This is a genomic window from Arthrobacter sp. StoSoilB20, assembly GCF_019977295.1.
GTDB classification, from domain to species: domain Bacteria; phylum Actinomycetota; class Actinomycetes; order Actinomycetales; family Micrococcaceae; genus Arthrobacter; species Arthrobacter nicotinovorans_A.
Genome location: NZ_AP024651.1, coordinates 4,228,918 through 4,248,585 on the forward strand (window position 1 = coordinate 4,228,918; position 19,668 = coordinate 4,248,585).

Below are 19,668 nucleotides of genomic sequence, written 5' to 3' on the forward strand. Positions count from 1 at the left end.
CTGCCGGCACGGTGGCGAAGTCCACGGAAGACCGGGGAAGCCTGCGGACCTAGGGCCGCCTGACCCTGGCCAGCGTCGGCGCGGGCTCCTTGTGCGCGTCGGCAGAGGTTCCGCGGACCGTCACCTTCGCTGCATGCCCGACGACGGCGGCCAAGGCTTCCGCGGTAGGCGGACTACCCGCCTGGCTCTGACCGCCGTGCCTCCTGTTGGTAAAGCGCACCGCCGCTTCCCGCTGCTCGTGGGCGCCATTGCCCCGATCCAGCAACTCCTGGATGCCGGCCTTGACCAGTTCCAATTCGCCCTGGTCATCCAGGACCGGGCTCACATAATCCACCAACGCCCACACCACTTCCGCTGCCGGACGTGGCCGGAAATCACCGAAATCCAGAAGATCTCCGCGCAGCCCGGCATTGCTGGCCTGCCAACTTGCCATCCGCAGGAGTGCCGTGGGCACCGGGGTGGGCTCAACGCCGTCGAGCATTTCCAGGGAAGCCGTCTCCACCAAAGCCCGCACCAGCACCGCAATCAAGGCCGCGTCCTCGGCGCGGAGGCAGACGTCGGCTACCCGGACCTCCACGGTGGGATGGTTGCGGGAGATGCGGGCATCGAAGTAGATCATGCCTTCATCCAGGATCACGCCCGTATCCAGCAGCCGCTTCACAAGGCGTCGATACGCGGTAAGGGAGCCGAAAAGAGCGGAGGGTCCTGAGGTGGGCCAACGGTTCCAGGCCTGCGTGCGGTAGCTGTCGAACCCCGTGGGGAGTCCCCGCCAGTAGGGCGAGTTGGCGGAGAGCGCCGTGAGCACCGCGAGTTTGTCGCGGATGTGGTCCAGTATCACCACGCCCTCCTCCGGCGACTCCACGGAGGTATGGACGTGGAATCCGCACGTCAATTGCTCAGTGGCGGTAATACCAAAGCGGTCCAGCATGGCGGCATACCGGGGATCCGGGGTGGTGTGGGTGTTCGAATCCAGTGGAGAGGTAGCGATCGCAGCAACCTGTGCGCCGTGCCGGCGGGCCGCCTCATTGGCCATGACCCTGCCACGGCGGATCTGGTGCCGGAGTTCGGCGTAGCTGTGGCAGGGCCGGGTTTGGGTCTCGATCTGCTCGAGCTTGAGCTCGGGACTGAGCCCGGTAGCAGTGGCAGGCTGGTCGTAGGTGGCCAGCAGCGCATCGGCCAAGGCCAAGGGTTCGCCCGTCACAGGATGGACGATGAGCAGCTCTTCCTCAACCCCGAACGTCCGCATGCTCCATTCTGCGTCAGGCGGCCTGCGGAGGACAGTGGCGTGGAGCCTAGTCCTGGAAGTACTCGACTTTGGCGCCGATGGTGTTCAACCGCTCTGCCAGATCCTCGTAGCCGCGCTCGATCACGTAGATGTTGCGGAGCTCGGACGTGCCACGGGCAGCAAGCATTGCCAGGAGCAAGCACGCGGCAGGACGCAGGGCCGGCGGGCAGCCGATCTCCGCGGCACGCCACTTGGTGGGTCCATTGACGTAGATCCGGTGCGGGTCAAGCAACTGCACCTGGGCGCCCAGCTTATTGAGCTCCGTCAGGTAGATCGCACGGTTTTCGTAGACCCAGTCGTGGATCATGGTCTGGCCTTCGGCGTTGCCTGCGATGACTGCGAAGAACGGCAGGTTGTCGATGTTCAAGCCGGGGAACGGCATGGGGTGGATCTTGTCCTGGGGAGCGCGGAGCTCGGATGGCTTGGTAGTTACGTCCACCAGGCGGGTCCGGCCGTTGCGCGCCATGTACTCCCCGGAGATTTCGAGGTTCTGGCCCATCTGCTCCAAGGTGGCGAGCTCGATTTCCATGAACTCGATGGGGACACGGCGGATGGTGACCTCGGAGTTGGTGACAATCCCGGCGGTGATCAGGCTCATTGCCTCGATGGGGTCTTCGGAGGGGAAGTACTCGATTTCCACATCGATGGCGGAACGGCCGGTGATCTTCAGCGTGGTGGTTCCCACGCCCTGGATCTCCACGCCGAGTCCCTGCAAGTAGAAGCAGAGGTCCTGGACCATGTAGTTGGGGCTCGCGTTCCGGATGACCGTGGTGCCCTCGCGGTGTGCGGCGGCCATGATGGCGTTCTCGGTCACGGTGTCGCCACGTTCGGTGAGGACGAAGGAACGGTCGTGTCCATCAGCGGGCGGCGCAGTCACGGAATAGAACCCGGACTTCGCTTCGACGTCGAGCCCGAACTGGCGCAGCGCCTGCATGTGCGGCTCCACTGTGCGGGTTCCGAGGTCGCAGCCACCGGCGTAGGGGAGCAGGTATTCGCTGGTCTCGTCCAAGAGCGGACCAAGCAGCATGATGACGCTGCGGGTACGGCGGGCGGCGTCCACATCCATGGAACCCAGGTCCAGGACGTCGGGCCTGCGGATGCGGAGGTCGCTTCCGTTGAGCCACGTGCATTCGACGCCGATGGACGTCAGGACTTCAACAATCCTGTTGACTTCCTCGATCCGGGCCAACCGGCGCAACGTGGTGGTGCCGCGGTTGATCAGGCTGGCGCACAGAAGGGCCACGCCTGCATTCTTGCTGCTGTTGACATCCACTTCTCCGGAAAGGGTCCTGCCGCCCTCAACCCGGAGGTGGGTCATCTGGGGCTTGCCCACTTTGACGATTGATCGGCCGAAGATGGCCTCGAGCCGCTCGATCATCCGAAGGCTGAGATTCTGTTTGCCTTGCTCCATCCGGGCGATTGCGCTCTGGCTGGTTCCAAGCTCGGTAGCCAACTGCCCCTGCGTCCACCCTTTTTCGCCGCGGGCGTTACGGAGCAGAAGGCCTACGTGTTCAGCGGTAGGTTGCGTCATATCCAAGAAATATCACAGGTGAGCTAGAACTGGAGCATAAAACGCCGTTTGAGCGGCAAACGTCACACCGTACCCGGATTGTGAGATAAAGGCTCGACGGCGGCCGCTCACTTCCGGCTAACGCTTTCCACCCGTTATGGCTGGGCAGAGGTCCCCATTGCGATTCGCGCGACAATACCAAAGCATGGAGGCAAAGCTCAGGGGGAAACATGCCTTTCTACGGCGCCGACGTCGACCAACTCAAAGCACTCTCAAAGGCCCTGTCCAACGGTGCCACACTGTTGACCAGCCGGGCCAGGGAGCTCGACTCGTTGATCGGGCAGGGAATGACCGGCCATGGCGGCGGGTGGCAGGGCCAGGACGCCAAGCGTTTTGCCGCGGATTGGCAAGGCCGGCTGAGGCCGCTGCTGGAACGGACAACGCGTGGACTGGAGGAAGCGTCACGGTCCGTCCTGACCAACGCGGACCAGCAATCCTCCGCTTCCACTGAAGGCGCTGGCAGCAACGGTTCGGGGAGCGGTTCAGGGAGCGCCGGGGACGCCGGCAGCTCCGGGGGCGCCGGCGATTCCGGGTCCGCCGACAGCACCGGTTCCGACAGCAACGGCAGTTCCGGGGGTGACGCCAGCACCAAGACCGCGTCCAACCAGGACCAGCCCACACCGCAGGAAATCCTGGACAAGTACCAGGTCAGCGATGCCAAGGTCACCAAGTGGCCCGGGGACTGGGATCCCCTGCGCTTCATTGTCGACCAAAGGGAAGTCACCGAGAAGGAAGCTGAGCTCCTCAACGGCTTGGGCCCTTTTGAGATGAACGCCTTCAAGGACATCCACGATGACGCGTTCAGCACCGCTGATGACCGCTTTCCCAGTGCAGACCGCAACGATGACCAGAATGACGCCTTCCGCCACGCCTATTGGAACGCCCTCATGGTCAAGGAGTTCGGCGCCGACTGGGCGGAGGATTACGCGACGGCCCACGAGCAGCTCCCTGGAAACCCTGCGCCCCGTGAAGCCATGGATCTGTACAACAATGAGGTGGGCCGCAATGTGGCCATCGCCAACCCGGATGCCAGTGCTGAGGAGCTTGCGGATTTGATTGAGGAAGCCGTGAACAACGGCGACACCGTGGTGGTGGGACAGGACCTGCTGCCCCACCCGTCCAACGAGGTCCCCATGGACCAGACCGGCGATGCCAACAATGCCGAACCCGCCCCGGGCGAGGATCCGGAGTTCAACGACGAGTCCCGGACCACCTCGTGAGGACCCAGCCCGCAACACAGGCACGACACCGGCCACGGACTTCAGCAGGCCGCACCCCCGCCGCGGGCCGCGCCACCCCCACACGCCGCGCCACCCTCGCAACCCGCGCCACGCTCGCAAGCCTGCTCACCCTCGTCCTGGCCTGCGCCCTGGCCGCCTGTTCACTAGGAGGATCCGTTATGCCCGAATCGAATGAGAAGCTCAACAACCAGGTCCTCGAATCCGCCAAGAACGGGACGGCCCTGAAATTGGCTGACGCCACGGACTTCGAGTGGGACCAGGCCGGATTCGTGACCGAAGGGACGCCGGCCAAGGACATCGAAGCGGCCTTCGGCGAACCCCTGACCAAGGAGAACCGCTACACGGCATCCCCGGCGCTGTTCGTCTTCATGAAGGACGGAAAGGTTGCCAAGGCAATCCGGATAGTTCCTGATGCCTTTTTCGGCGATGACGCGAAGAAGAAGTACGGGCGGGACGTGGTCCTCACGCCGCCGGAGGGGAAAAAGGGCTTCCTGAACTGGCGCGAGTAACGCTGCGATACGGCAGAAGCGCCGCGGCGCCTGGACGTGATTCCTAGACGCGCCAGTACCCCAAAGCGTCGATCCGGTGCTTGTCCACGCCCAGCGTCTTGCGCAGGTGCTTCACGATTGCCCGGGTGCTGGAGGCTTCACAGGCGATCCAGAAGAAGTCCTCCTCCACGGACACGGTCCCGGCCGTGAGCGCATCGCAGACTTCCTCCACCAAGGCGGCACCGTCACGTTTGCGCGGAACCCAGGTGACGACGTCGGACTCTGACGTCCGCACCTGAAGCGAGGGGTCGGCGTCGTGCTGGTATTCAAGCCAGGCGGTGACGGGAGCCGCGCCCGCGGCGGTAAGGTTCCGTTGGTCCAGCAAGGAGTTGATGGCCGGGATGGAGGCGGGATCGCCCACCACCCAGATCCGGCGCGGGACCGGCTGCGGGAACGTGAAGGAACTGCCCTGGACCGTGGCATCGATGGTGTCGCCGGGCTGGACAGAGCGGGCCCAGTCAGCGGCAACCCCGTTGTGCAGTGCGAAGTCCATGCTGAAGGTTCCGTCAGCAGGGGAAGCGTTGACCAGCGTGTAGGCGCGCTGGTGGGCCTTGCCGGCGTCGTCGAACCACAGCCGGATCCACATGGTGGGATGCAATCCGCTTCGCTCCAGCAACCCGCCGTCCCGAACGTGCACGCGGAGGAAGTCCGGGGTTATTTCGTCCTTCCCGGTGACCTCCAAGGTGAAGTCCTTGGCGCCCATGACTTTGAGGACGACGCCTTCCCAATTGCGCTTCAAGCAACACTCCTTCACGAATGTCCACGATTTGTGAACGGGGCCAAAGCCATTTATCTTGAACTTAAGTAAGCCTAACCTAAGCTCGAAAGCGGCCAGAGATTATGACGCCTGCCTTGACGCACCCTTCCGCCCCGGCAGGCGGCCCCGGCACCTACCGCGACCGGTGGGGAATCCCGCATTTGTGGGCTGATTCGGCCGACGAACTCGCCTTCCTCCAAGGCAACAACGCCGCTGCCGACCGATCGTGGCAGATCGAGCTGGAACGGTGGCGCTCAGAAGGCCGCACCGCCGAAGTCCTGGGAGCCGACGCCGTGGTCTGGGACCGGTTCGCCCGCCAAGCCAGGCTCGATGACACAGCCCGCCGCTGCTTTGGGAACCTCGACACCCGGACCCAGCGCTGGTGCGGACAGTACGTAGCCGGCATCAACCAGGCGCTGGCCGACGGGCTGCGCAACGGCCCGGAATTCGCTGCGTCCGGCAGCGCGCCGGAGCCCTGGAATCCGTGGACCCCGCTGGGTGTCTTCCTGGTACACCACGTACTTTTTTCCACGTTCCCCAACAAACTGTTCAGGGCCCACGTGGCACGGACTCTGGGCGATGACGCTGTGGGCTTGTTCAGCATCGAAGCCCCCGTCTGGTCCGGCAGCAACGCCTGGGCTGCACACGGCTCGACGACAGCGACCGGCCTCCCGCTGATCGCCGGCGACCCGCACCGCCTCATGGAACTTCCCGGCGTGTACCAGCAAATACGGCTCGCCTGCCCGGACTTCGACGCGATCGGCTTCGCCTTCCCAGGTGTCCCCGGCCTCCCCCATTTCGCCCACACCGGGCACACCGCCTGGGCCATCACCAACGCCATGGCCGATTACCAGGACCTTTTCGAGGAACAACTCCGCCGGGTCACGGACGCCGGCGGGGTCCGCATCGAGGCGCGGGGAGCGGACGGTTGGGAAACCGCCGTCGTGAGTTTCGAAACCATCACCGTGCGCGACAGTGAGCCGGTCACCGTTGAGGTCATTGAGACCGCGCGGGGTTCGGTGATCTCCGAAGCGCCCGACGGCGACGCCCTGAGTTTGCGCTTTCCGGCCCGCGTTGAAGGGCGGCTGGGTTTCGAGGCCCTCCTTCCGTTGCTGGAGAGCCGCAGCGTCGCTGAGGTGGAAGCAGCTTTCGATGCCTGGGTTGAGCCCGTCAACAGCGTGATCGCCGCGGACACGTCCGGAGCTGTCCGGCACTTCGTTGCAGGGCTCGTCCCGCAGCGCAATCCGGCAAACCGTCGCCTTCCGGCTCCGGCCTTCTCGCCCCGTCACCAGTGGGAGCAGCAGTACGTCTTCCTGCCCCGCACCGACGTGGAGCAGTTTGCCGTGAGCGCGAATGACCGCGCGGCCGGAGGAGGCGACGCCGTGGCCATGGAGTTCGCCCCTGCGCATCGGGCCGCCCGCATCCGTGAACTGCTCGATCTGGCGTCGGCGTCGGGGCCGTTGTCCGTGGGTGACATGCAAGCCATCCACACGGACACCCTGCTGGGACCTTGGCCGCTGTTCCGTTCGTTGCTCTCCGGACTGGCTGCGGATGAATCGTCCGGGGAGGGTTCGTCCGGGGATGGTTCGTCCGGGGAGGGTTCGTCCGGGGATGCCGGTTTGTCCACGGCGGAGGGTTCGTCCGGGGAGGACCATTTGTCCCCCGACGCGGAGGTCCTGCGTTCACTGTTGCTGGACTGGGACGGCCGCATGGACGCCGAAAGCCGGCATGCCGCGGTGTTTGCGGCCTGGCGGGGGCAGCTGGTCCGGCGGCTGGCACGGCATTCCGCGCTGGTACCCTTGGACGCGCCTACGGGCTACTCGCCGTTGTTCGGCCCCTGGCTTTCAGTGGCGTCCCGCATCGGCTTCGCCCTGGAAACCCTGCTGGTTCGTGGTTCCGAACTTGGCATCGACGTCCCGGCGGAAGCTGCTGCAGCCCTTGAGGACGTTGCGGTACAGGAACCCCGGGTGCTCTCCTGGGGCGACCGCCACACCCTGTTGGCCGTTCATGTCCTTCCCGGTCCACTTGCTTCAGCGGCGCCCACGGCCGGGCTGGCAGGAGATACGGGCTGCGTGCTCTGCACCGAGAGCCTGCCCGGCGTTGATGACCGAAGCTTCCGTGGACCTGTGGCCCGCTACGTGTGGGATTTGTCCGAGCGGCGCAACAGCCGTTGGATCGTCCCATTCGGAGCCTCCGGCACGCCTGACCACGAGCACTTTGCCGACCAGCTCCCGCTCTGGGCTGCCGGGGAACTGGCCCCGGTAGTCACCGACTGGCATGAACTCTTCAAAGACTGACCCAGCCCGCGCTACTCCCACACCACCACCGCACCAGCCACGCATCAGCACCTCACCTGCACCGCACCAGCACCTCGCCTGCACCGCATCAGCCACGCATCAGCCCCGAAGGAAGCCATGACCACCACCACCCAGGACTTCTCCGTCCGCACCACCACCTACTCCGAGGACCTCGAAGGATGGGGCGCGCTGCGCATCGTCCCGCTGATCCCCGCCGAGGACATCGATCTCATCTTTGAGTGGGTCACGCAGCCCCGGGCAAAGTTCTGGGGAATGACGGAAAATACCCGTGAAGAAGTCCAGGGGATTTATGAGTTCCTTGATTCTTTGGACACCCACCACGCTTTCCTGGCCATCCTTGATGGCGAGCCCTTGGCACTCTTCCAGACCTACGAGCCCTTGCACGACCCCGTAGGCGAGGCCTACCCCGCCCGGGAGGCCGACATCGGCATGCACCTGCTCCTGGCCCCGGCCACACGGCCCATCCCGCACTTCACGCCGAAGCTCGGGACAGCCCTCATCAAGTACATGTTCTCCCTGCCGGGCAAGGACCGGATTGTGGTGGAACCGGACTCACGCAACGCCAAAGCCCTGCGTCGTTTGGAAGCGACCTGCTTTGAGCTGGGGCCGATCATTCAGCTTGCGGAGAAGGAAGCCCAGTTGGGTTTTCTTACCCGTTCAGGATTCGACGAGATCCAGGACCAACAGGCACTGTAAGCGCCGCCGAAAAAGCGAAGTGCCGCCGGCCCCAAAAAAGCCGGCGGCACTCTTGGTGCCCGGAGCGCCAGTGCATGAAAGCACTAGCGCCAGACGAAGCTCCACGTTCCCGCACCAACAGCTGCCAGCACGGCGCCGGCTGCGATCACCAAGCCACCCAGGAGCACCCAGACGTCGAGCAACGAGTAAGTGGATTCGCGCGCCCACGTCCGCTGTCCGCCACCGAAACCGCGCGCTTCCATAGTCACCGCCAGCCGGGATGCCCGGCGAACAGCCTGGACCAATAAACCGAAGCTCTGGCCCAGCGTTGCCTTCAGCCGCTGGAACGGGCTGCCCTGGGAACCGACTCCGCGGGCGCGGCGGGCCATCCCGATGGTTTGCCACTCCTCGGCCATCAACCCCACCAGCCTCATCGCGGCCAAGGATCCCAGGACAAAGCGGTGCGGCAACCTTGCCTTCTGCGCCAGCGCATCGGCCAGGTCAGTAGGGTCGGTGCACGTCATCAACAAGATGGCGGGCAAGGCGATCGCCAAACCGCGCAACATGAAACCCAGCCCCAGTTCAAGGGAACCTTCGCTGATGGACCAGAGTCCGACGTCGAGCAGTACAGCGCCGCTGTCCGCCGCCACAATCGCCGTGCTCCAGCCGCCGATGGCCGCCGCGATGATCAGGGGCCACGCCCGTTGCCACAGCAGCCTGAGCGTGAGCCCGGCAAGCGGAAACACGGCAAGTTCCGCAACCAGCGCTGCGGACGCCGAGACCCAGTCGATGGAAAGGGCCAACACCAGCGAAATCAGGAAAACGGACACGAACTTGGCCAAGGGGTTTGCACGCGTGAGGAGGGCATGATTCCCGCGCAGATTCAGGGCATCCCTCATGCTGCACCCGCCGCCTGATGCGTGGATTCGCCTTGTTGGCTCGTGCCCAGGCGCAATTCGGTTCCACCCAGCACGGCGCTGAACTCCTGGTCATGTGTCACCGAGACAACCGCGGTTCCGGCATCCAGCAGCTCAGAAAGGAACGAGGCCAGCTCGGCCCATGTATTGGCGTCCTGGCCAAAGGTGGGCTCGTCGAGCACCAGGACTTTGGGATGCGCGGCCAGCACCGTGGCCACCGAAAGCCGTCGCTTCTCGCCCCCGGACAGTGTGTACGGGTTGGCGTCCACGAGATGGGTGAGACGCAACCGCTCCAGCAACTCATCCACGCGTTCCTCACCGTGGCCCAGATGCCTTGGACCAAACATGAGCTCGTCCAGGACCTTGCCCGTGACAAACTGGTGCTCCGGTTCCTGGAACACCGTTCCGATCCGTGAAATCAGCTGGTCCGCTTTCCACTTGAACGGATCAATTCCAGCTCCCTCGGAAAGCTCGACGGCGGCACTCACAGTGCCGTCCACCGGCGCCAAAAGGCCGGCCAACGTGAGCGCGAACGTGGACTTGCCGGCCCCGTTCGGGCCGGTGATGGTCAACGCCTGGCCAGCCCGGACCTGTGCGGTGATCCCCGTCTGCACCGGCACAGGCGGGATGGTCCTGAAACCCTTGCGCCGGGCTTTTTCCCTGGAAACTGAAAGGTCCTGTGCTGCCAGGAGCAGTTGTGCGGTTTCGGGCTGGTTGTGCCGCGTCCGGGTTGCCGGAACGTACCCCGGCACCCATACGCCGGCCGCCATCAGCATGGTGCGGGCCTCGGACAGGACCTGATCCGGGGGTCCGTCCAGGAGCACCCCGGCTGTGGCTGTGGCTGAGCCACGGATTGCCGCCGCAGCCGCGCCCGACCCTGGCGCCAGGACCACGATCCGGTCCACCAGGTCCTTCCACACGGACACGCGGTGTTCCACCACCACCATGGTCGCTCCGGTCTTGTCCAGGCTGCGCTTGACCGCGTCGCGGACCTCCAGCACCCCTGCCGGGTCCAGGTTGGCCGTGGGCTCGTCCAAAAGGATCAAACCGGGCCGCATCGCCAAAATGCCTGCCAGTGCAAGGCGCTGCTTCTGGCCACCGGAGAGTGCCGCCGTCGGGTGGTCCAACGCCAAACCGCCGCCGGCAGCGGTTCGCAACCCCACGTCGTCGAGCGCTTCATGGACACGGGACCAGATCTCCTCGCGCGGAACGGCAAGGTTTTCTGCGCCGAAGGCCACGTCATCGCCCACGCGGGAGAGGACCACCTGCGTTTCCGGGTCCTGCTGCATCAATCCGGCGCGGCCACGCTGCCCGCGGGGCGCAACGCCGTCGATCAGCAGCGAGCCGGTTTCATCCGAGTCGTCTTCCTCGTCGCCCAGGACCCCAGCAAGGGCATGCAGGAGCGTCGATTTACCGGCGCCCGAGGGCCCCAGCAACAGGACCCGCTCCCCCGGCTCAATCCGGAGATCCAGGCCCTCAATTGCGGGGGCGGCCCGGCCGGCATGCCGCCAGCCCCAGCCCTCGGCGGAGATGGCGGCCGGCCTCACCGCGCCGCTGTTGGTGGCGCGCATCAGTTGAAAACTGGCTCCGAAGCGGCCTTGCGGGAGGCGAACGAACTCAGGACGCCGGTCTTTGCCAAGCCGCGGGTGGCGATCCAGGACAGTCCGCCTGCGATCACAGCGCCAGAGATCGTGGTGAACGTGATGTAGGTGAGCTTGTCGATGGCTTCGTAGGCGATGTTCCAGCCCCACGGGAGGAAGGAGTCGTTCAGGCCGCAGAAGAGCCCGGCACCGGCACCGGCGAGGAGGGCGGCGGGCAGGTTGAACTTCTTGTACCGGAAGGCCGCGAAGATGAGCTCGGCGCCCAGGCCCTGCAGGATGCCGGAGATCAGCACCGTGGTGCCGTACTGCGAACCCATGATGAGTTCGCCTGTGGCAGCGATGGCCTCGCAGAACAACGCGGCGCCAGGCTTGCGGATGATCAGCATGCCGAGCACGGCGGGGATCATCCAACCGCCGGCGATGAGGCCGGTAAGCGGCGGGTAGGTTGCGTTCAGGGGGATGGATACCAGTGCGGCACCCTGGGACCAAGCCCAGAAAATCACGCCGCCCGCGATGGCGATCAAAGCCGCCACAACAATGTCTACAACACGCCAGTTATAACTGGTCTTCTTCACGTTTACCGTGGTCATTTTCTGCCTCCTGAGGTTACAGGAGGGGAAAGTGCTCCCCGGATCCCGGGTGTGGCTTGCGCCGCCTGGATCCGGACACTCTGAGAAGCTCGACTCCCTTGCGCCGGTACTAACCGGATCAGGTTCGAGGGTCTGCGGCTGTCCGCACTCTCAGCGCCCTCGCGTCTCCCGCATCTCTGCAGGCTCCGACGGCGGCGCTCCCCTGTCGTTATCAAATCTGCCCTGATGGGCGGGTTCAGTTTACACCTGTGGGTTTCGCGGGCGCTGATGTGTTGCCGGCATGCGGTCACAATCGGGCTGGCTGGCTGGGCCGGGGGGCGGGCGTGTTGGCGCGGGCGTGTGCGGGTTGGCGCCGGCGTGTGCGTTGCGAGGCCCACTCCACACCGATCCCCAACCCCAAACCCTGCACAACAGGCCCCACAACAAACCCACCCACGTTGCCAGGCCCGCTCTACACCCATACCCCACCCCAAACCCTGCACAACAGGCCCCACAACAAACCCCACCCACATTGCCAGGCCCGCTCCACACCCATCCCCCACCCCAAACCCCGCACAACAGGCCCCACAACCCGACCTGAGAGAATGAATCAGCAGAATCCACCGCGGCAAAGGGGCACATTTCATGACGGACCTACCCACTCAGAATCACCCTGCCGGCGAGGACACCCCGTCGGAACCCCGGCTTGCTGCCAGTGTCATCCTTCTTCGCGATGCCCCAGGCGGGCTCGAAGCCTTTGTCCAGCACAGGGTCAGCACCATGGACTTCGCCGCCGGAATGGTGGTCTTCCCGGGAGGTCGGGTGGATGTTGCAGACGAGTCAGGATGGGATTACCCGGCGGAACTGCTTCAACGCCACGCCGCCGCTTGGCGCTCCAGCTCCATCGGAACCGGATCAGGCCCCGGCCCTGAATCACGCCTCAGCCCAAGCCCCAGTCGCGGCGCCAGCACCGACGCCGGCCTCCACACCGGTTCCGCGCAGGCCGAAACCAATGCCGGCACGGTCCTGACCGCCGCAATCCGGGAGGTCCAGGAGGAGTCCGGCCTCAGGATCAGTGCCGAAGACCTCCGCCCCTGGGCCAACTGGATTACTCCCACGGACATGCCCAAGCGCTTTGACACTTACTTCTACGTCGCCAAACCACATCCAGGGGCCGCGCCCCAGCATCAAACCACCGAGGCCTGGCAATCTTTGTGGATGCCGGTCGCCGGAATCCTGGACGCGGAAGCGGCCGGGACACTGAAGTTGATGCCGCCTACTTATTACCTGCTCAAGGAAATCGCCGGCTTTGAAACCGTGGACGCTGTGTGGTCAGCAGACCACGCCGTCGTTCCGGTGTTGGCCCCAGTGGGGTCCTTGGCAGCGTTCCTGAAAGAGCGGGAAAGCCGCCGCTGACACTTGGCTCGGCCCCGGACGACTAGGCTGGAGCCATGAACCTCTTCTTCAAGCTGCTGGGTACCGGAGTGAGCCTCGGAGCAGGCTTCGTCGGCACCAAACTCGTCAACAAAGGGTGGGAAAAGGCCACAGGCAACAAACCACCCCTGGGCAACGACGACATGGAAACGTCCTTGCGTTCAGCGCTGACCTTTGCGCTGATCTCGGCCTTCGTCAGCACCTTGATCCAGGTGCTGGCCAGCCGTGGCACACAGCGCGCCATTGCACGTTTCGCCAAGTCGCAGGACATCGTCTAGCCCTCAACTACAGACAACTACGCGGGGTCGCTTTGCCTCCACTTGATGGAATGAACACCAGTGGGAACAGAGCGTCCCCGCGTTTTGCTGGGAGCTTTTAGCGGTCGTTCCGGGGCTCTTGTCCCGCGGCAGCCCGCTGCACAACGGCCTCGAGTTCGTCTTTGGTGAGCATCTCGCGGTGGCCGTGCTTGGTTCGGTAGGCGGAGCGGCCCACCATGTGGGCGGACACAGGTGCGGTCAGCAGTTGGAAGATCCAAGCCACCAGCAGTACTGGCCACACCCACCACGTCCGCATTTGCAGGCCGATCGCGGCAAGCATGAGGAACAATCCGAGGACCTGGGGTTTGGTGGCTGCGTGCATGCGGCTCATGAGGTCCGGGAACCGGAGCAGGCCGATTGCGGCGCCCAAGGACATCAAGGCGCCCACCACCAGGAACACAGCGGTCACAACATCGATCACGGCATCCACGCCGGTAGCGTCAGGATTCATTGCTCTGTTCCCTCCGTTCCGCCACGAACCGCGCAACGGTCACCGATCCGATGAAGCCGATCACGGCTAGGGCTACCAGCAGCATCAAGTTGTTGAGGTGCCTGTTCAACGCCATGTCGATCGCCAGTGCAGCACCCAGAATGGCCAGCAAAACGTCCGATGCCAACACGCGGTCCAACAGGGACGGGCCAATAGCGATGCGCACAATCGCACCTGCGGCAGCCAGGCTGAGGATCACTGCCGTCACCACGAGGATGATTTCCTTCATCGTGTTGCCCCTTCGGTTCCCGGACGTACTTCAGCGTTGAGCGCCTGTACTTCCTCGGCCGTACCCATGATCCGGATCAGTCGTGCCTCGATGGTCTGGACTTCCTGGCGGATCTTGTCAATGTCCGCTTCTTCGTAAATGTTCAGCGCGTGCAGGTAAAGGGTGGACGTCGACCGGTCCACTTCCACCACCAGCGAGCCCGGGATCAGCGAGATGACGTGCCCGGTGGCGGTCACCATCAGGTCCGAGTGGCTTCGCAGGGGAACAGCGACGACGGCGCTGCGCACCTTGGGTCCCTTGACTACAGCCAGGAACAACACGAGGAAGCTCGCTGCCACCACTTTGGCGAGGAACATCAGCGCAAAGGGAACGGCGCGCAGGATGTTGAACCTGCCACTCAGTTCCACTGGTGGAAGGTAGAACAGCTTGGCCACCAAGACCGCGACCAATGCACCGAACAACAGGTTGCCTGGGCTGAAATCCCGCCACAGCGCACCCCAGACGATCACCAACCAGATGAGCAGTGGGAGTTCGGTACGGAAGGAAATGGGCTTACGGCTCATTTGGCACCGCCCGGCTGCGGTTCCTCGGACTGGGCTAGCGGGGGCACCTCGACCGAGTCACCCAGGACCGAGTGGATATAGGCCGAACGGTCCAGCATGATCCCAGCTGAGCCGTCTGCAACCTTGAACAGCGGACCAGCAAAGACTGTCAGCGCCACACCGAAAACTACCAGTCCCGCCGTCGACCCCACCATGGTTCGCGGCAGGACGCCCACGTTCCCCGGCGCCTGAAGCGCAGGGTCCGGATACTCGGCGTCTTCGGGCTTGCGCCAGAAGGCCCTGTTCCATACACGCGCGATTGCCAGCAACGTCAGGAGGCTGGTGACAACGCCGCCAACCACCAGCGTGATGGCCAGTGGTGTTCCGAGCTCCACCCCGGCCTGCAGGAGGCCCAGCTTTCCCAGGAAGCCTGAGAACGGCGGGATGCCTGCGAGGTTCATGGCCGGGATGAAGAAGAGCAGCGCAAGCAACGGAGAGAGTTTGGCCAGGCCACCCAGCCGGTCAATGGAGGAACTGCCGCCCCTGCGTTCTATGAGGCCGGTGACCAGGAACAGGCTGGTCTGCACCGTAATGTGGTGCGCCACATAGAAGACCGCGGCGCCCAGACCGGCTACGGAACTCATGGCCAGGCCAAACACCATGTATCCGATGTGGCTGACCAAAGTGAACGACAACAGACGTTTAATGTCGCTTTGGGCCAGGGCGCCGAGTATGCCCACCACCATGGTCAGTAACGCCACCACCATGAGTGGAACATTCAGTGTGTCCCCGGGGAAAAGCAACGTTTCCGTGCGGACCATGGCGTAGACGCCCACCTTGGTCAACAACCCGGCGAACACTGCGGTAACCGGCGCCGGCGCTGTCGGGTAGGAATCGGGGAGCCAGAAGGACAGCGGGAACACAGCCGCCTTGATGCCGAAAGCAACCAGGAGCATGACGTGCAGGAGGTTTTGCGTCCCCTGGTCCAGTTCGGCCAGTTTGATGGCCAGGTCCGCCATGGTGATGGTTCCGGTGGCCCCGTAAATCATGGCGATGGCGATGAGGAACAGCACGGAGGAGACCACTGAGACCACCACGTAGGTGACGCCCGCGCGGATGCGGGGTCCGGTGCCTCCGAGGGTCATGAGCACGTAGCTCGCCGTCAGGAGGATCTCGAAGCCCACGTAGAGGTTGAAGAGATCGCCGGTGAGGAAGGCGTTGGAGACTCCGGCCACCAGGATCAGGTACGTCGGGTGGAAGATCGAGACGGGGGCTTCCTGGTCGCCGTCGGCCATGCCTTGGCCGGTGGCGTAGATCAACACCGCAAGGCTCACCACGGTGGATACAACCAGCATGAGCGAGGAGAACTGGTCCACCACCAGCACCACGCCCCATGGCGGCAGCCATCCTCCCAACGTGACTGAGGTTGTACCGCCGTCCCATACGGAGACGAGCAGGAGGCACTCGAGCAGCAATGTGGCACTGAGGATACCGATGCTCACCACGCGCTGGGCAGTGTGGTGCCGGATCAACAGGAACGCGAGTGCGGCACCCAGGATCGGCAGGAGGACAGCTAGCGGCGACAGGTTTGCGAGGTTCACGCGCTGCCTCCTTCCTGGTTGGGTGCCTTGCTCGGAGTCTCGGTGGCTTCGGGGTGGGTGTGGTGGGAGGTGGTAGGTGTGACGGCGAATTCCGAGGTTTCCAAAGGCACAATCGCGTCATCCTCGGCATCGAAGCTCGGCGTCTCGGCCACGCGGCGGTCCTCAAGGTCATCCTGGATTTCGTCCTGCCGCGCCAGGACCCACGTGCGGTAGATGATGCCCAGCATGAACGCCGTTACAGCGAAGGAAATGACGATCGAGGTCAGGATCAACGCTTGCGGGAGGGGATCGCTGTAGGCTTCGGGGGCTGTTTCCTTGGTGAACAGGGGCGCCAATCCCGCGTAGCCGCCGGTGGTCAGGATCAGGATATTGGTGGCGTTGGCCAGCAACATCAAACCCAACAGCACCCTTGTCAGGCTCCGCTCCAGGATCAGGTAGATGCCGCAGGCATACAGCACGCCCATGACGATCAGCAGGGTCAGGTTGATGCTCATGCGGTACCTTTCCCGGAAGCGGCGGATTCTGCGGCTTCTTCAGCAAGATCGGCGGCGTCTTCCTCAGCAAGGGGCGCCCCCTTGCCCTCAAAGTGTTCGTCGATTTCGGCACCGAGGCTGCGGAGGACGTCGAGCGCCAAGCCGACGACCACGATGTAAACGCCGATGTCGAAGATCGTGGAGGTGACGAACTTGACGTCGCCGAAGACCGGCAGCCAGAACTCTATGATCGCGCTCTGGAACACCTGTCCGCCAAGGAACAGCGGCACCAGGCCCGAGGCCGCCGCCGTCGCAAGTCCCGTCCCCAAAAGGGTGCCGGCACTGACTGTCGCAGCCTCGCTCAACTCGAAGCGGCCGCCTGCCAAGTACCTGATGGTCAGGGCAAGGCCCGCCGTGAGGCCGCCTGCAAAGCCGCCGCCGGGCAGGTTGTGGCCGGCGAGGAGGAGGTAGATGGAGAAGACGATCATCGAGTGGAAAATCAGCCTGGTCACCACCTCGAAGATGATGGAGCGGCGTTCGGGCGCCAAGGTGCGTCCCGCAACCAGCCATGCATCACGGCTGACGTCCGTGAACTTCTTCGCCAGGGCCAGCGTGACACCGTCACGCGAGTCACGCTCGACGCCGGTGCGGCGCCCCACGCTGCCTTCCGGCACCGCCTCCGAGGTCTTGATGCGGTCACCGCGGCTGCGGACGAAGATCAGGCTCGCGACACCCGTGGCTGCGATGGCGAGCACCGAAATCTCGCCGAACGTGTCCCAGGCGCGGATGTCCACCAAGGTCACGTTGACAACGTTCAAGCCGCCACCGCCCTCGTAGGCCAGACGGGGGAAGTCCAGGGAAATCGGCGTGGCCACGCGGGCGCCCATGGCGTAGATCGCCACGAAAATCATGGTGATGCCGAAGGCCGCGCCAATGATCACGCGGATCACCCGAAGCCGTCCGCCGGTCCTGTCGCGAAGCTCAGCGGGCAGGCTCCGCATGGCGAGCACGAACGCCACCAGGACAATCGTTTCCACCAGCATCTGTGTCAGTGCAAGGTCCGGGGCGCCCTGCAAGGCAAACATCAGGGCAATGCCGTAGCCCGTCACGGACACCATCAGCACCGCAAGGAAGCGCTTGTTGGCGCGGACAGCAGCCAGGGCGCCCACCACGATTCCGGCGCCGGCAACCATCTGCAGCGGAGAGTTTGGATCGATGAAGTAGATGCCGTCCGGCAGTGGCTTGTTGGCCGCGATCAAAGCCGCGAGTGGTACCGCGAAAGCTACGGTGAGGATGACCGTCAAGTAGAAATACAGCGAACCACGCTGCGTGCGGCCGGTGACCCAGACCGCGATGTCATCCAGGGCTCCGATGGTGTGCTGGTAGGCGCGGTCGCCGTCAATCCAGTCCGGAACCAGGCTTTGGGCGCGGGAGACGATGTTGCGTCCGTAGAACATCGCGGCACCGGCTGCAAAAGTCACCGCAGTCAACCCCAGCGCAGGGGTGAGGCCGTGCCACAAAGCCAAGTGTCCGGCGTCGACGGCGTCCGGGGCCTCGGCGAACAACGCCGCATAAGGCTGGATCCAGGTGTCAACGGCAGCGGGCCACACACCGTAGACAATGGTGAGCAGGCTCAGGATCGCCGGAGCCGCCAGGAACGCAGGCTTAATGGGCTTGAACGGCGTTGGCTCAACCCCCGGCTTGACCGCAAACGCCCCCCACATGAACCGGGCGCTGTAGGCGAACGTGAGGATTGATCCGATCACCAGGCCAACCAGAATCCAGACACCCCATGCGGGAGCATCCTCGCCGGTGCCGTAATGGACGAACGCTTCAAACACGGACTCCTTGGCAACGAAGCCAGCCAAGGGTGGAACGCCGGCCATCGATGCTGCGGCGATTGCGGCCACAACTCCCAAAGCCCTCGACGAGCGGAAGACGCCGGATAGCTTACGGATATCGCGCGTCCCGGACTGGTGGTCGATGATGCCCACCACCAGGAAAAGCGCTGCTTTGAACAGGCCGTGTGCAAGGAGCAGCCCCAACCCGGCAAGTGCCGCATCCGGGCGTCCAAGCCCCACCACCATGGTGAGGAAGCCAAGCTGGCTGACGGTTCCATAGGCAAGGATGAGTTTGATGTCAGTCTGTCGGAGGGCGCGGTAACCGCCAACGAGCATGGTGGCCAGCCCGAGTCCCAGGACCACCGGCAGCCAGAATTCCGACTCGGAAAAGCCCGGAGCCAGCCGCGCCACAATGTAAATGCCCGCCTTCACCATCGCCGCGGCGTGCAGATACGCACTGACCGGGGTGGGGGCGGCCATGGCGCCCGGCAGCCAGAAGTGGAACGGGACCAGCGCCGATTTGGTGACAGCACCGGCAAGGACAAGTACGACGGCGGCCGTCACCGCACCCTGCATGGGTCCGGTCATGAGGGTGGCCGCTTGGTCCAGGATCGCTGAGATGCGGTACGTTCCAGCCGCTTGACCCATGATGATCAGGCCAACAAGCATCGCCAGGCCGCCGGCAGTGGTGACCATCAGCGCCTGCAGCGCCGAGCGGCGGGCTGCCAAACGGGTACGGGCGTAGCCGATCAGCAGGTAGGACAGGATGGTGGTGAGTTCCCAGAAGATGAACAGCATCAGCAGGTCATCGGAGGTGACCAAACCGAACATGGCTCCGGCAAAGGCCAACAATTGGGCGCCGAAGCCGCCGAGGTCTGCGTCCTCGTTCTTGAAGTACCGTGCGCAGTAGACCAGCACCAGCGATCCGACTCCGAGGATCAACAAGGACATGATCCACGCCAGGGGGTCCATGCGGAAGGCCAGCTCCAGCTTCAAGCTGGGTATCCACGGAAGGAGTTCTTCTATGCCGCCACCGGAATATACGGGCCCGTACTGAAAGACCAGCCAAACGAAGGCTGCTGCCGGCACCGCTGCCAACACGTAGAACGCGTTTCTGCCGAGTTTGCTGAAGATCAAGGGCGCCACAGTTGCCGCTGCAAAGGTGATGGCGAGAACTGTGATCACTGTTTTCTCCGCAAAGTCAGGAACGAATTGTCAAAGTTGGAGCAGGCGGTCATACGTTGGGTTCAGTTCATCTAG

General features: G+C 64.2%; 18 protein-coding genes and 1 riboswitch. Of the genes, 6 read left to right on the top strand and 12 right to left on the bottom strand.

Annotated elements, in window-relative coordinates:
- Window positions 1-49 precede the first annotated feature (49 nt).
- Window positions 50-1,246, bottom strand: coding sequence for a glutamate--cysteine ligase (locus tag LDN85_RS19250; RefSeq protein WP_223943858.1), 1,197 nt, complete (start codon window positions 1,244-1,246; stop codon window positions 50-52).
- Window positions 1,247-1,292: 46 nt separating this feature from the next.
- Window positions 1,293-2,816: a UDP-N-acetylglucosamine 1-carboxyvinyltransferase gene (locus LDN85_RS19255; RefSeq protein WP_223943859.1), complete on the bottom strand. Its 1,524-nt coding sequence runs from the start codon at window positions 2,814-2,816 to the stop codon at window positions 1,293-1,295.
- 209 nt (window positions 2,817-3,025) lie between these two features.
- On the opposite strand from LDN85_RS19255, the gene LDN85_RS19260 reads away from it, so the two are divergent.
- Together LDN85_RS19260 and LDN85_RS19265 are read left to right on the top strand one after the other, a co-directional pair.
- A complete protein-coding gene (locus LDN85_RS19260; RefSeq protein ID WP_051421718.1) occupies window positions 3,026-4,075 on the top strand; it encodes a WXG100 family type VII secretion target in 1,050 nt (349 codons plus the stop codon).
- 179 nt (window positions 4,076-4,254) lie between these two features.
- Window positions 4,255-4,605, top strand: a complete 351-nt coding sequence (locus LDN85_RS19265; protein ID WP_026543346.1) for a hypothetical protein — start codon at window positions 4,255-4,257, stop codon at window positions 4,603-4,605.
- 43 nt (window positions 4,606-4,648) lie between these two features.
- On the opposite strand, the gene LDN85_RS19270 is transcribed toward LDN85_RS19265, so the two are convergent.
- Window positions 4,649-5,383, bottom strand: a complete 735-nt coding sequence (locus tag LDN85_RS19270; protein ID WP_223943860.1) for a siderophore-interacting protein — start codon at window positions 5,381-5,383, stop codon at window positions 4,649-4,651.
- Between the two features lie 113 nt (window positions 5,384-5,496).
- Between LDN85_RS19270 and LDN85_RS19275 the strand changes: the two genes are divergently transcribed.
- Complete coding sequence (locus LDN85_RS19275) at window positions 5,497-7,698, top strand: penicillin acylase family protein (protein WP_223943861.1); 2,202 nt, start codon at window positions 5,497-5,499, stop codon at window positions 7,696-7,698.
- A 117-nt stretch (window positions 7,699-7,815) separates the two neighbouring features.
- Window positions 7,816-8,415, top strand: a complete 600-nt coding sequence (locus tag LDN85_RS19280) for a GNAT family N-acetyltransferase (protein WP_026543343.1) — start codon at window positions 7,816-7,818, stop codon at window positions 8,413-8,415.
- A gap of 83 nt (window positions 8,416-8,498) precedes the next feature.
- Here LDN85_RS19280 and LDN85_RS19285 read toward each other — a convergent pair whose 3' ends face one another.
- From LDN85_RS19285 to LDN85_RS19295, 3 genes are read right to left on the bottom strand one after another with little or no spacing between them, the layout of a single operon-like run.
- Window positions 8,499-9,293 (bottom strand): energy-coupling factor transporter transmembrane component T, encoded by a 795-nt coding sequence (locus tag LDN85_RS19285; protein ID WP_223943862.1) that lies wholly within the window; start codon window positions 9,291-9,293, stop codon window positions 8,499-8,501.
- Window positions 9,290-10,882, bottom strand: a complete 1,593-nt coding sequence (locus LDN85_RS19290; RefSeq protein WP_223943863.1) for an ABC transporter ATP-binding protein — start codon at window positions 10,880-10,882, stop codon at window positions 9,290-9,292. The genes LDN85_RS19285 and LDN85_RS19290 overlap by 4 nt, the downstream gene beginning before the upstream one ends.
- A complete protein-coding gene (locus LDN85_RS19295; protein ID WP_223943864.1) occupies window positions 10,882-11,502 on the bottom strand; it encodes an ECF transporter S component in 621 nt (206 codons plus the stop codon). The genes LDN85_RS19290 and LDN85_RS19295 overlap by 1 nt, the downstream gene beginning before the upstream one ends.
- Before the next feature lie 77 nt (window positions 11,503-11,579).
- Window positions 11,580-11,716, bottom strand: a riboswitch (TPP riboswitch).
- Between the two features lie 410 nt (window positions 11,717-12,126).
- Here LDN85_RS19295 and LDN85_RS19300 point away from each other — a divergent pair.
- Both LDN85_RS19300 and LDN85_RS19305 read left to right on the top strand, forming a co-directional pair.
- On the top strand, window positions 12,127-12,897 hold the full coding sequence (locus LDN85_RS19300) for an NUDIX hydrolase (protein ID WP_223943865.1): 771 nt from the start codon (window positions 12,127-12,129) through the stop codon (window positions 12,895-12,897).
- Between the two features lie 35 nt (window positions 12,898-12,932).
- The gene (locus tag LDN85_RS19305) at window positions 12,933-13,193 is read left to right on the top strand and encodes a DUF4235 domain-containing protein (protein WP_026543338.1); all 261 of its coding nucleotides are present in this window, start codon (window positions 12,933-12,935) and stop codon (window positions 13,191-13,193) included.
- 97 nt (window positions 13,194-13,290) lie between these two features.
- Here LDN85_RS19305 and mnhG read toward each other — a convergent pair whose 3' ends face one another.
- The 6 genes from mnhG to LDN85_RS19335 are packed head-to-tail and all read right to left on the bottom strand — an operon-like array spanning window position 13,291 to window position 19,593.
- Entirely contained in the window at window positions 13,291-13,683 is a 393-nt protein-coding gene (mnhG, locus tag LDN85_RS19310; protein ID WP_026543337.1) for a monovalent cation/H(+) antiporter subunit G, read from the bottom strand.
- On the bottom strand, window positions 13,673-13,951 hold the full coding sequence (locus tag LDN85_RS19315) for a monovalent cation/H+ antiporter complex subunit F (protein ID WP_026547836.1): 279 nt from the start codon (window positions 13,949-13,951) through the stop codon (window positions 13,673-13,675). The genes mnhG and LDN85_RS19315 overlap by 11 nt, the downstream gene beginning before the upstream one ends.
- A complete protein-coding gene (locus LDN85_RS19320; RefSeq protein WP_223943866.1) occupies window positions 13,948-14,514 on the bottom strand; it encodes a Na+/H+ antiporter subunit E in 567 nt (188 codons plus the stop codon). Before LDN85_RS19320 ends, LDN85_RS19315 begins: the two co-directional genes overlap by 4 nt.
- Window positions 14,511-16,094: a Na+/H+ antiporter subunit D gene (locus tag LDN85_RS19325; RefSeq protein WP_026543334.1), complete on the bottom strand. Its 1,584-nt coding sequence runs from the start codon at window positions 16,092-16,094 to the stop codon at window positions 14,511-14,513. Before LDN85_RS19325 ends, LDN85_RS19320 begins: the two co-directional genes overlap by 4 nt.
- On the bottom strand, window positions 16,091-16,588 hold the full coding sequence (locus LDN85_RS19330; protein WP_026543333.1) for a Na(+)/H(+) antiporter subunit C: 498 nt from the start codon (window positions 16,586-16,588) through the stop codon (window positions 16,091-16,093). The genes LDN85_RS19325 and LDN85_RS19330 overlap by 4 nt, the downstream gene beginning before the upstream one ends.
- Entirely contained in the window at window positions 16,585-19,593 is a 3,009-nt protein-coding gene (locus LDN85_RS19335) for a Na+/H+ antiporter subunit A (RefSeq protein ID WP_223943867.1), read from the bottom strand. The genes LDN85_RS19330 and LDN85_RS19335 overlap by 4 nt, the downstream gene beginning before the upstream one ends.
- Between the last annotated feature and the right edge of the window lie 75 nt (window positions 19,594-19,668).

Coding starts and splice junctions, on each gene's coding strand:
- LDN85_RS19260 (WP_051421718.1), top strand. CDS start 3,026: ATGCCTTTCTACGGCGCCGACGTCGACCAACTCAAAGCACTCTCAAAG.
- LDN85_RS19280 (WP_026543343.1), top strand. CDS start 7,816: ATGACCACCACCACCCAGGACTTCTCCGTCCGCACCACCACCTACTCC.
- mnhG (WP_026543337.1), bottom strand. CDS start 13,683: ATGAATCCTGACGCTACCGGCGTGGATGCCGTGATCGATGTTGTGACC.
- LDN85_RS19320 (WP_223943866.1), bottom strand. CDS start 14,514: ATGAGCCGTAAGCCCATTTCCTTCCGTACCGAACTCCCACTGCTCATC.
- LDN85_RS19295 (WP_223943864.1), bottom strand. CDS start 11,502: ATGACCACGGTAAACGTGAAGAAGACCAGTTATAACTGGCGTGTTGTA.
- LDN85_RS19265 (WP_026543346.1), top strand. CDS start 4,255: ATGCCCGAATCGAATGAGAAGCTCAACAACCAGGTCCTCGAATCCGCC.
- LDN85_RS19305 (WP_026543338.1), top strand. CDS start 12,933: ATGAACCTCTTCTTCAAGCTGCTGGGTACCGGAGTGAGCCTCGGAGCA.
- LDN85_RS19285 (WP_223943862.1), bottom strand. CDS start 9,293: ATGAGGGATGCCCTGAATCTGCGCGGGAATCATGCCCTCCTCACGCGT.
- LDN85_RS19255 (WP_223943859.1), bottom strand. CDS start 2,816: ATGACGCAACCTACCGCTGAACACGTAGGCCTTCTGCTCCGTAACGCC.
- LDN85_RS19315 (WP_026547836.1), bottom strand. CDS start 13,951: ATGAAGGAAATCATCCTCGTGGTGACGGCAGTGATCCTCAGCCTGGCT.
- LDN85_RS19330 (WP_026543333.1), bottom strand. CDS start 16,588: ATGAGCATCAACCTGACCCTGCTGATCGTCATGGGCGTGCTGTATGCC.
- LDN85_RS19250 (WP_223943858.1), bottom strand. CDS start 1,246: ATGCGGACGTTCGGGGTTGAGGAAGAGCTGCTCATCGTCCATCCTGTG.
- LDN85_RS19300 (WP_223943865.1), top strand. CDS start 12,127: ATGACGGACCTACCCACTCAGAATCACCCTGCCGGCGAGGACACCCCG.
- LDN85_RS19290 (WP_223943863.1), bottom strand. CDS start 10,882: ATGCGCGCCACCAACAGCGGCGCGGTGAGGCCGGCCGCCATCTCCGCC.